The organism is Granulicella sp. S156, from assembly GCF_009766105.1.
In the GTDB taxonomy this organism is placed as follows: Bacteria; Acidobacteriota; Terriglobia; order Terriglobales; family Acidobacteriaceae; genus Granulicella.
This window is the reverse complement of the sequence record NZ_LMUH01000026.1, coordinates 473,389-485,451: the sequence shown is the minus strand read 5'-3', so window position 1 is coordinate 485,451 and position 12,063 is coordinate 473,389. Positions and strand designations below refer to the sequence as shown.

Sequence of the window (12,063 nt, the reverse complement as noted above, 5' to 3'; positions counted from 1 at the left end):
CCCGACCAAAGGTATGCCCACTGGATTAGGCTCATCCCAGATTCGCTTGGTCATATTTTGTTTGTTCGCTTCTGACATACCTAACAAACAGAATAGATCACATGAGCTGTAAACCTCGAAACAGAGGTCATGATCTCTCGCAGAGACCTCCACCACGCAAGAATCTAAAGTGCCGCGTCGGCCAGCAGCCTACTGCGATGCGACCGAAACCACTCCACAAACTGCAGCCCTTCTGCTGTGCGCTGCGGCGACATCGGCAGAGGAAAATCAGCCGCAGAAAGGCCACGCTCCGCTGCGATGATCTTCAATCCCCACGGTACCGGAAACCGCCTGAGCCACCCCAGAAACTCCTCCAGGCTCGCATTGAGCCCTAGCGCCGTCTCTCCCAGAGGCGATTCCTCGGCTGCGCGGTACAAAGCCTGCATTAGCTCCGGTAGCACCGATGCCACGCCAGAGACAACGCCGTCGCATACCCCTTCGACAAGTGCCTCATACAGTGCCCCATCGCTTCCTATCACGCGATTGGCTTTCGGACGCAACGCCGTTAACAGCCGCACCGTCTTCAGACTCCCGCTGCTGTCCTTGATGCCCTTGATCTTCGGTATCTCTGCAAGCAACTCAAGCGTTGTGCTCGGTTCCAGCGCTGTCGTAAACTCCGGCAGGTTATAAAGCAGCAGCGGCAGTGAAGCATGTTCGGCTACATGCTTTGAAAATGCAATCAGGTCCTGCTGCTCGTAGGGAAAGAAGTATGGCATCGGCAACAACAGCATGTCAGCGCCCGCAGCCTCCGCCACATCAAGCCGGCATAGGGTCTGCGTAAGACTGGCGCCGCCGATCGCTGCAAGCAATTTGACTCCAGGGCCCGTCACTTCGCGAGCCCGCCGCAGTATCTGGCCAAGCTCATCGCACGATGTCAGACAGTACTCACCCGTCGCTCCATTTAGAACGAACCCTTTCACGCCAGCTCGCAGTACGAACTCCAGATGACGAGCGAACACCTCCAAATCTACGATGCCCTGCACTGTGCGCGGAAGGGTCATAGCGGCAAAGACTTCGCGAACGTACGGACTGCTAACTGTGGGGGGGTGTTTGATGGGAACCTCCTGGCCGTCTTTCATGGTAATAATTCTGTCGCCAATATGTCGACAATTTGTTCTACATCAAAAATACTGGCACAAAACGGTCTTCACGTAGCAGAATGTTGTGATGAAGACTGTGAAGAAAAAGAGCGTTGTTCCGCGCAGTGGAGCTTCTACAGCGGCACGATCCGCCAGGGCCCGCATCTACAACTATGTCCATGAACTGGTAAGCACAGGTGCTTTGCAAGGTGGACACGTCATCTCCGAGTTGCAGTTGTCGCGCGATCTTGGGACGAGCCGTTCTCCCGTGCGCGAGGCCATCGGGCATCTCATCGCCGACGGACTGCTCGAACAGGCGCCGAACCGCAGCGCTGTCGTCGTCGAGCTCACTCGCGAGGACATCGTCGACCTGTATGAGGTCCGTGAAGCCCTCGAAATCTATGCCGTTCGCAAGGTAGCGCAGCGCGGTCTTCATCCTACGAACCATACGCAGCTGAAGGGATATCTCGAGAGTGTCCAGACCATCATCCGGGCCCTCAGAAAAAGCGGAAAGCGCGAACTGAACCCCGAGCAGATGGCCGAGTTCAGCAGTCTTGATATGAAAATTCATGCTCTGCTGGTCCTCTCCACACAGAATGTCCGCATGCAGAAAATCATCGCGGACACCCGGGTTTTGGTCAGAATCTTTGCCATGCGCCACAACGGACATGAACTCTCCATGCTCGAACAAATTCACCGGCAGCATGTAGCGATCGTGCAAGCCGTGGCCAAAGGACATGTCGAGGAGGCCTCTGCCCTGCTCTCTGAACACATCCAGACCAGCATGAAAGAACGGCTGGATGAGTTCGACTTATGGAAGCGGGAAAATGCAATGCGCGATCATCCTCTGGAGTTTTCCCAACCCGGCGGCCGTTCCGCAAAGCGATAGCTAACTGACGTGCCGGCAGCGAAGAGAACAACGAAAACAGGCAGGACGCGCTTCCGCAAGACAGCACGCCCCGCTCTCACAATTGGCTAGAACTTGTACTTCAATTCAAGTTCCAGCTGACGTTGTTGTGATCGTGTGCTCTGGACGTAGCCCCAAGTGCTACCACCGTTTACCGTGCGGCCCTCGTTGTTATAGCTGCTGATGTTGCCAACGTTGTACGCCTCGGTGATGAACTGGAGTTCGTGAGCCCCATATAACTTCCAAGACTTCTGCACGGAGGCATCTATGTTGCGGAAGCCCTGCGAACGCTCCGAACCAACACTGGCCGTACCGAAGACCGGAGCCTGACCTGTTACCTGGCTCGCTGGCTGACCATAGGCACAGATACCATCATTACCGCCTGCATTGCCGCAGGTAGCTGTTTTTCCTGCCGGTGCTGCTGCGGTACCTGAGTTTGTCGCGGACGGATCCGTTCCCCATGCTCCAGCGATGACATAGGTATTCGGGTATGCAGTGGAGCCATCACCTCCTGCCGTCGTCACATACAGACCATCCTTGCGATTTTTGATCACCATATGACGGTAGTGGTTGGCGCGGAGCGTTCCTCCGCCAGTTACAGCGCCACCGTTTGCAGTGATCGTATTCGGTTGCCCCGAAAAGAGCACGGCGGTGCCGGAGGCCTTCCATCCGCCTACTATTTCATCCAGCCAGATTGGCATACTCCCTCCGAACTGTTTCCCTCGACCGAACGGCAAATCGTAGACAAAGTTGCTGTTCAGCATGTGCCGGCTGTCGCTGGCGGACGGCCCGTATTCGCAGCGCAGGCAGAAGTTGTTCTGAGGATCGCCAGAGGCAACGTTGTTGTCGTTGACGGCAAGCGGACCCGAGGTATCGCCAAGCGCTTTGGAGTAGGTATAGTTGACCGCGATCTCAAATCCGTACGAAGGACGCAGCCGATAGGTTGCTTCACCAGCATTGAAGTTGGAATAGGCTTCCGTTTCAAATAGCTGTACCGCATTGGTGCCGATGGTGACATTCCCAGCAGGCGTGCTGACAACAGTAGCGTTGAAGGCCGCGCTGGATGGCGTATTGGCCAGGGTCTCCTGGTTGATATTGCGCTCGTCCCCCAGATGTTGTGCGGTATTGCCAACATACTGCAGGGTAACGCTCTGCTTGTTGTTGATGGCATACTCCGTCACCAGGCTGAACTGTGTCTCGAACAGCGGTTTCAGAGTGTTCCAAGTGGTAAAGCTGACGCCGGGAGTAGCGCCGGCCGTCGCGAATCCATTGGTAACGGCGAAGGGCGATCCGCCGGAGGTCGTCGTCGGAGGCGCTGCCGTTCCCGCATAGCCGATACTGAACGGCGCATTGCCGGTGTGACGATAGCCAAGCAGGTTGTAGTCCATAAAGCTGCTAACCCCTAGACCTCCGCGCACTACCAGTCTCGGGTTTATGCTCCAGGCGAATCCGACCCGCGGATCGAAATCGTCATAGGTCGGTTTATACAACGACCGGCTGTTTCCATTCACGCCCGCCAACTGAAGGACTCCGGTTGTGGGATTGAGGTTCGATATTTTGTTGTTGACCTCGTATACCGGCTGGTCATATTCCCAGCGCAGGCCATAGGTAAGGGTCAGGGTTGGGGTCAGTTTGAAATCGTCTTGTGCGAAGGCAGCAAAACGATACTGGCGTGTCCCCACATCACCCGTCTGTAGCGAAACAGAGTAGCTCTGGACATAATCCAGAAGATAGTCGGCATAATCGTATCCGACGGAGGAACCCGCCGCTGGATTGCCTGTAAATGCACCGGTGTAGTTGAAGTTGCCCAATAGGCCATTTGTGTTGTTCAGGAAGAAGTTATTCTGAACGCGGAACAACTGTGCGCCGAACTTGCTGATGTGCCGTCCGTGCTGCCAGGTGAGGTCGTCGCCATAGGTGAAATGGTTGTCAATGCCAATGTTGCCGCTGGCCGACGTGCCGATAGTGCCCGCACCACCGCTGGTGGTGCTTTCTTTGTAGCTTTGGGCGCTGAAACCGGACACGGCGTTCGGCCATGGAATTCCCACCGCCGATTCACCCGATTTGAAGAGCCCGGACAGATCGAGATTGAACTGTTTGTAGGCTATCCGCGTAAACCCTACGCGAGCCTCATTGACGATAGATGGCGTGATCACCCGCGTATAGTTCAGCGCAGACTGGAGGAAGGGAAAGTCGCTGTCACTTGTAAACGCAACCGGGGTAACCTCTTGCGATGGATAGCCGGACGCCTCACCTTGTGACCAGCGCAGGAAAAATTTGTCCTTGTCCGTCGGTGTCCAGTCGATCTTCATATCGGCCTGATCGTTCCGGGTCAGAGATTTGGTATTGGCCGCATAATTATTCTGAATAACGGACCCAGACGCCGCTTCATTAGGCAACGGCAACAGACTCGGATTTGCGAATATATATTTCGCAACCGGGTTCCTGATGGGTACCAGGTTTTGGTAGGTCACACCATTGATGGTCTGATTGAAGGGCGCGAAGTTGTTTTGCGAATCGTATAACTGCGGAACAGCGGAACCGAAGTAAGCATACCCCGCCAACGGAGAAACGCTGCTATCGAACGAATCGCTGCTGGTGGTGTTGCCGCGCCACGCATTCAGTGGCACGTTGATTCTCTGCTGGCTTGCCGAAGGTAGACGATACGCCTCGTAGTCTGTAAAGAAGAAGAGCTTCTTGTGCATGAACGGAACTGGTCCGCCCAGTGTAGCGTTGTAGTTTGTCTGCGTGTAGTGGGTACGCGGTGTAAACGCACTGCCGGGCAGAACGCGCTTATTGCCGAAGGTGTTCGCGTCCATCTCCCAGTTCTGCAGGTATGCGCCGAGGCTGCCGTGGTACTGGCTCGTTCCGGCCTTCATAATCGAAAGAATCTGCGTTGCACCGTCACCATACTCGGCAGGAGGCACTACCGAAAGGATGGTCACTTCCTGGAGCGCTTCAGGAGGAACGTTGTATCCGGGAACGCCGAACCCACCGGTACCGGAATTATTCAAGTTGGCGCCCGTGTCGATGATGCTAATGCCGTCCAACGTGAAATTGGTTGAATACGTGCGATTGCCGTTTATGTTGGGCAGCGTAGCAAAGCTCTGTGCACGTTCGGTATTGTTCGGGCTACCGATTGAGCCGTTCCATTGGTTGCCGTCGGCCACACTACTGCCGGGCATAACCTGCGTCAGCTCGGTAAAATTGTGGCCGTTAATGGGCAAATCGTTGATCAATGTTTCGGAGACCGTGGTGCTGACCATCCCGTTTTCCGTGTTCAGGATAGGAGCTTCGTTCGCTTCCACCGTTACGCTGGTCTTTTCACCGGCCTTCAGCTTCGCATTCACCTCCGCAACCTGCGCGACTTCCAGGAGAAAAGGACGGAAGGTCTGTGTGCCAAAACCGGCGGCCGTGATGGTCACCTTGTAGCTGCCGATCGGCAGGAAGCGAATACTGTAAATGCCGTCTTTATTGGTGACTGTCGACGTGACAACGGCAGTGGCCACGTTGGTCGCCGTTACCTGAGCTCCCACAATCACGGCACCACTGTTATCGGCAACGACGCCGCCGATATCGCCCGTGACCGTCTGGGCCGACGCCGCAATGCAGCGACATAGCACCAACAGAATAGCGCCGAGGATGAGCTTTATCTTCAAACCACGCATAACTGCCTCCTGGAAAAGCGTCCGTAAACCTGCTCATGCCTGAATGCACCGATTGATCGAGAAATGATGGTTATGAAGCGATCATTCTGTCGGCTGACGGGGCTCAAGTTGAATATTCAGTAAAACTAACTCCCGTCTCCTCCAAAAGCAACAAAAATCTGTCGACAATATCATTTTTTCTGTCGACAGCATGTCATCCATGTGTAGGCAGAGAAAAATTTGAATAAAAATCCTACGCCTTGATCATCTTTTCCGGGCGTCCTGCTTCACGCTGCACAGCTCGGAGAGCGGCGAGCCTGGCGGCCTAAGCCTTGCAGAATCAAGAATTGAGATGATCTATTGCAACAGGAGGAACGGCTGGCAGTGCGTTCGATCGCTTCAGAAACAGGAAGTAGAGCGGCAGTACGAGGAGAAAGTAAATGGCCGCAGTCATGCTGATGCAGATGCTCAGGCTATACCGGGAGGCTGCGGCTGCGACGGCAATCGGGGCAAACCCTGCACCCAGCCAGCCGAGAGAGTTCATGAGCCCCGTAGCGAACCCTCGCTGCTCGGGTTTCACAAAGTCGTACAGTGAAGCCCAGATATTGGCGTCATAAAGCCCTTTGAACAGACCAAATCCAAGCATGGAGGAGATCAGCACTCTCACCGTCAGGGAGTGTCCGGTGAAGAAAAGGAACGGCACCCCACCGAGTAGACCGAGGGCCTGCACCAACTGCCTTCCCCCCGTCCACCTGCGGCAAAAGAAGTCGGCAAGAAAACCTCCGGCAATCACTCCAATCACCGATGCAGCCTGGATGTAGGCCGTACTGTTGAAGGCCGCAGCTCCAAGATGCATATTGAACTTGCGTTGCAGAAAGGTAGGCATCCAAGTCAGAAAAATGACAGCCACGAAGTTGGCCCCCATGAAAACGGCAATCATGACCAGAACACCCTTGTTTGTAACCATCTCGCGTAGATTGCTCACCAGACTGCCGCCAACCTTCTCCCCATTTGGAGCGGACGGATCCAAAGCATCGACGGGCGCGACAGGATCCCGGAGAAAGAACAACAGAACCAAAGCAAGCAGCACCCCAAGTGCGCCGAATATCTCGAAGCTGCTCCTCCAGCCGGTTCGTTCTGCCACATAAGCCGACATCGCTCCGCCGCAGATTGTCCCCGCATACACACTGGACTGATGGAGCGCCATCGCACGCGAACGCGTCGTGGAACCGTGATAGCTTGCGATCAGAGACATCGCTGCCGGGAAATAAAATGCCTCGCCTAATCCTCCTAGCGACCTCAGCCAAAGGAGCGAGTGGTAGCTATGAGCCCACGCCGTCGCTCCTGTCATCACGGACCAGAAGCACAGCGCGCCTACAACCATGCGTGATCGCGAGACACGATCTGAGATCCATCCCGCCACAGGCCCGAAGATCGAATACGCCCACATGAAACAGGCTGCAACGATCCCCAACTGCACATCGGACAGAGCAAACTCCTTTTTCAGCAGGGAGAATAACGAAAAAATACCCTGCCGGTCTGCATAGTTAAGGAAACAGACAAACCACAACATCGCCACAACAAGCCACGAGTATCTGGCTGTTTCTCTGGAAAAGGGCGCCGTGGCTTTGTCGGGAAAATCCATAAGGGCTTCAGAGAGGGATACCACAAACCACCCGATACGATGAAACCCCGAAGGCCCAACTGCGAGGGTTTAGCCTAAACGCGAAACGGGACCCAGGCATGACTCTGCCATGCACACTGAAATATAGAAACACGGAGCACTCACCGCAGGAAAGTGATACTTGCCGGACTCCCTACGGGCGTGTACTGTCCGGTAAATGTCAGCAGACCGGTGTCACGATGGATTCTGAACGTGGTGATGGCATCGCTGCGTCTGTTGCAGGCGTAGAAGAAATTTCCGCTGGGATCGATCCTGCATTGGTTGGGATAATCACCCAACGTTGATATCTCGCCGACGCGTCTCAGCTTTCCAGTTGTGCTGATGGCAAAGACGGCGATCGTGTCGTGCAGACGGTTGACAGCGTAAAGAAATCTCCCGTTCGGGGATATCAGGATCTCTGAAGCAAAGCTCGATCCCGTGAAACCCGGAGGCAACGTTGAGATCGTTTGCTGAGAGGTCAGCGAACCAGTCTCTGAATCGTAGTGGAAGAGGACAACGGTCGAAGCCTCTTCCTGAATGGCATACAACCAATGGCCGTTGGGGTGAAATACAAAGTGGCGGGGCCCGTCCCCCGAGGGCAAAGAAGCGAACGGCGCATCGTTGGATGGAGCCAGCTTTCCGGACACGCGATCGAAACGGAAGCTGTAGATTCTGTCCTGTCCCAGATCCGTTGCGAGGACAAATTGATTCTGCGGATCGGGGGCGATCATGTGCATATGGGGAGCATCGTGCCCGCTTACAGCAAAACTACCCGGCGACGCATTCGTTGCCACCGTACTGCCTATGGAGCCGGTATCACGACGGACATCCACAGCTGATCCCAGCGAGCCGTCGGGCTGAATAGGGAGCACGGCGATGCTGCCACCTCCGTAATTCGCTACGAATGCATATTTTCCTGAAGAATCGATGCTGAGGTAGGCCGGGTCGGCGCCTTCTGAGTTGACCGTGTTCAGTGGGCTGAGATCGCCACTCGCCGAGTCGATGGCAAAGGCGGATACAGAGCCACTGTTGCCGTTGTAACTCGATACTTCATTGACGGCGTAAAGGTATTTCTTCGACGGATGAATGGCTATCCAAGAGGGGTTTTCAGTTTTCGCGACGAGCTTGCGATGCGACAGCTCGCCGGTCAGGAGATCCATCTCGAAGGCATAGATGCCTTCGCCATTGCTGCCGCTGCCCGCGATGCCCGTATAGGTTCCCACATAGGCAAGAGTTTTATCGGACTTCGCGCGATTCGCGAGACTGGCGGCTACGCCGAGTGTTGAATGCGCAAACGCAAGAGAGGCCGTACTCTGTAGAAAACGCCGCCGCGAAAAGGCACTCCTCAAACTCTGATCTCCCAACTTATCCACCCTTCTAATGCCACTGCATGCGTACACCGTTTCATGTTCGGACAACAAACGACAAACCCACCGTAAATAGAAGCGCAACAACCGAGATAATCGTCTCGCAAACCGACCATGTCTTGATCGTGTCCGTGATACTCATATCGAAGTACTCTTTGACCAGCCAGAATCCGCCATCGTTGACGTGCGAGAAGATCAGAGAACCAGCTCCGGTCGCGATGGCCAGTAACTCGGGACGCACGCCAGTACTGTGCAACGCAATCGGGGCCACAATGCCGGCGGCGGTGGTCATCGCCACAGTCGACGAACCGGTTGCGAGGCGCATCAGCGCGGCGAGCAGCCAAGCCAGAAAAAGCAGCGGGATATGGCTATGCAACGCTACCAGAATGATTGCGTTGGAGACTCCGCTATCCTGCAAGATCCGTCCGAAGCCCGCACCTGCGCCGACCAGCAGCGTGATGGTTGCGGTTGGTGCAATGCACTCATTGCTGAACTTGAGGATCGTCTGCCGCGAGAGGCCTCGCATTATGCCCAACGCTACAAAGCTGAAAAGCGCGCCGATCAACAGGGCCATGTCGTCATTGCCTACAAAGCGCAAAGCTCCGTTGACCCTGCTTCCCGGCGAAGAAACCTTGTCGGCCCAACTACCTACTAGCATGAGAACTACGGGCAACAGGATGGTAAACAGCGTAAGACCGAAACTAGGCAGTTTACGTTCCGTTCCATGATCGACGAACTGCGCCGCCATCGGATTCTCTGGCCGAAGATGTATATGGGGAGCGATGAGCTTCGCATAGAGCGGGCCAGCGATGACGGCGGTGGGAAGGCCGATGAGCAACGCATAGAAGATGGTGCGTCCTACGTCAGCCTTGAAGATAGTCACAGCCATCAGGGCCGCAGGGTGGGGCGGGACCAATCCGTGCACCACGGACAGACCCGCCACCATGGGCAAACCAACAAGAATGAACGAAGTGCCAGTGCGCCTGGCAACCGTAAACGCAATCGGAATCAGAAGAACAAAGCCCACCTCGAAGAAGGCAGGCAGCCCAACCACAAGGCCTATGATGACCATCGCCCACGGAACATTTTTCTCGCCGAAGAGCCGAATGAGCGTGTAGGCAATCTGGTCCGCGCCGCCGGACTCCGCCATCATCTTGCCGAGCATCGTTCCGAGTGCCACAACGACCGCAATATGCCCCAGCGCTCCGCCAACCCCAGCTTCAAAGGAATGGACAATACCAACGGCTGGCATGCCAGTAACCACGGCAAGCCCCAGAGCGGTGAGAAACAGAGTGATGAAGGGATTGAGCTTGAGAACAGCGATCATCAGAATCAGCAGGATTACGGCGATCAAGGCTGAAACAAGCAGAAAGATGCTGTGGTGATCGATCATGGGCGCGCCACCGCGACTGCTCCAGCCTGGAGCATGAATTTTCCGAGATGCTGTGCAGAAAAGCGCCCAGGGATCATGCCGCCGGCGCCTTATAGGCCACGCAATCGATCTCTACCTTGCAATCGACAACCATCTTCGTTTCGACACAAGCGCGCGCGGGCGGATTTTCGCCGAAGAACTCCTTGAAGACTCCATTGAACGCGGCGAAGTCGCGCGCATCTTCAAGCCACACACCGCAACGTACGACATGCTCCGTGCCATAGCCTGCTTCTTTCAGAATCGCCAGGAGGTTATGAATCGCTTGACGCGATTGAACGATGACATTTCCTGTGACGAGTTCTCCATTGACCATTGGGACCTGGCCGGATACAAACAACCAGCCGTTCGCCTCCACAGCGCGCGCAAAAGGAAGATGCTGACCGCCTTGACCTTTACCGCCCTCGACGCCATACCGCTTGATGCTCATTTCCATGCTCCTTGCCAACCTGAAGGGTCTGGCCTGTTTACTGAATCCACGTAGTCTTGCCGCGAGCGAGAAAGCGACCGCTGCGATTCTCTGTTGCTCCCTGTGTTGTATACGAGAGAACGCCGTTCACCCAAACGCTCGCGATACCCTCCGAGGGACGTATTGGATCTGTGTAGGTTGCCGTGTCGATAATCTTCTCAGGATCGAAGAGCACCAAGTCGGCAAAATAGCCCTTCCGGATGATCCCACGCCCCGCAAGTCCGAACCGCTGAGCCGGCATTTGAGTCATCTTGTGAATTGCTTCGGGGAGAGAGAACAGCTTCTCCTCGCGGCTATAGCGCCCCAACACACGGGGAAAGGTTCCCCATAGGCGCGGATGCGGTCGCGGATCATTAGGCAGACCGTCGGAACCAATCATGGTCGCCGGGTGAGACAGAATCCGACGCATGTCCTCTTCCGAGATGCTGTGATAGATCGCCCCAGCCGGTTGCAGCCGTCGCGCCGCCTCGAGTTGGGTCAGGTTCCATGCCGATGCAATTTGCGCCAGCGATTGCCCCGCTACCTCCGGATAGGAGGTGCTCCAGGTGATCGTGATCTCAACACGCTCATCCACCTGGCGCAGATCGAGCGTGCTCGAACCTGCGGCATAAGGGTAGCAATCGCAACCGGTCTGTTGCGAGTCGCGAGCCTCTTCCAGAGCATGCAAGACTTCGCCACTGCGTCCCCAGTTGACGATGCCGGCGCACTTCAGATGAGAGATGATGACCGGCACGTGGTTCAGACGGCCGATCTTGAAGGCCTCGTTCATCGCATCGAGGATCGCCTCTGTCTCGGTGCGCATATGCGTCGTGTACACGGCGCCCGCTGCAGCCAGCGGCTGTGCCAGCTCCAGCACTTCTTCCGTCGAGGCAGCATTCGCCGAGAGGTATGCGAGCCCGGAACTGAGGCCGAGGGCGCCGCCGTCAAGAGCCTCTTGCAGTTGTGTGCGCATGGCAGCAATCTCGTCCCCGGTCGCGACGCGATCCAGCCGATCCATGTGATTATTGCGCAGCGACGTATGACCAATCAGAGCACCGACATTAACCGCAGGCTGCGAGTCACTGATCGCTGCAACATATGCTGCAAATGTCGGATAGCGGAAGGCAGTCGCATCACCCAGCAGGTTCATAGGATCGGGCGGCTCTCCGTGCAGATGGACAGGGGAAGCGCTGATGCCGCAATTGCCTACAATAACCGTAGTGACCCCTTGCGAGAGCTTCGGCAACATCTCTGGCGCAAGGATCACGCTGGTATCGTCGTGTGTATGAACATCTATAAAGCCAGGAGAAAGGGATAACCCGTTCGCCTCGACTGTTATCTTCGCGTCGTACTCAAGCGATGGCCCAATCTCGCAGATGCTGTCGCCAAGAAGAGCGACATCCAACAGGACCGGATCGGCACCGGTACCGTCCAGGACGCTGGCATTGCGGATTAGGGTGTCACAACTCGGCATTTTGTCCTTC

8 protein-coding genes are annotated in these 12,063 nt (G+C 55.7%); 1 reads left to right on the top strand and 7 read right to left on the bottom strand.

The annotated features are described in order from the left end of the window. Positions 1–164: 164 nt before the first annotated feature. The gene (locus tag GSQ91_RS23470; RefSeq protein WP_158824174.1) at positions 165–1,118 is read right to left on the bottom strand and encodes a dihydrodipicolinate synthase family protein; all 954 of its coding nucleotides are present in this window, start codon (positions 1,116–1,118) and stop codon (positions 165–167) included. A gap of 88 nt (positions 1,119–1,206) precedes the next feature. Between GSQ91_RS23470 and GSQ91_RS23465 the strand changes: the two genes are divergently transcribed. Further along, positions 1,207–2,007 (top strand): GntR family transcriptional regulator, encoded by an 801-nt coding sequence (locus GSQ91_RS23465; RefSeq protein ID WP_158824173.1) that lies wholly within the window; start codon positions 1,207–1,209, stop codon positions 2,005–2,007. A gap of 86 nt (positions 2,008–2,093) precedes the next feature. Here the strand turns inward: GSQ91_RS23465 and GSQ91_RS23460 are convergent, their stop codons facing one another. From GSQ91_RS23460 to GSQ91_RS23435, 6 genes are all read right to left on the bottom strand, one after another. Continuing rightward, positions 2,094–5,693 (bottom strand): TonB-dependent receptor, encoded by a 3,600-nt coding sequence (locus tag GSQ91_RS23460; RefSeq protein ID WP_158824172.1) that lies wholly within the window; start codon positions 5,691–5,693, stop codon positions 2,094–2,096. 319 nt (positions 5,694–6,012) lie between these two features. Beyond that, positions 6,013–7,317: an MFS transporter gene (locus GSQ91_RS23455; RefSeq protein WP_158824171.1), complete on the bottom strand. Its 1,305-nt coding sequence runs from the start codon at positions 7,315–7,317 to the stop codon at positions 6,013–6,015. 140 nt (positions 7,318–7,457) lie between these two features. Further along, complete coding sequence (locus GSQ91_RS23450) at positions 7,458–8,684, bottom strand: lactonase family protein (protein WP_158824170.1); 1,227 nt, start codon at positions 8,682–8,684, stop codon at positions 7,458–7,460. 55 nt (positions 8,685–8,739) lie between these two features. After that, the gene (locus GSQ91_RS23445; protein ID WP_158824169.1) at positions 8,740–10,095 is read right to left on the bottom strand and encodes a gluconate:H+ symporter; all 1,356 of its coding nucleotides are present in this window, start codon (positions 10,093–10,095) and stop codon (positions 8,740–8,742) included. Between the two features lie 73 nt (positions 10,096–10,168). After that, a complete protein-coding gene (locus GSQ91_RS23440; RefSeq protein WP_158824168.1) occupies positions 10,169–10,561 on the bottom strand; it encodes a RidA family protein in 393 nt (130 codons plus the stop codon). Between the two features lie 37 nt (positions 10,562–10,598). Further along, entirely contained in the window at positions 10,599–12,053 is a 1,455-nt protein-coding gene (locus GSQ91_RS23435; protein WP_158824167.1) for an amidohydrolase family protein, read from the bottom strand. Positions 12,054–12,063 lie beyond the last annotated feature (10 nt).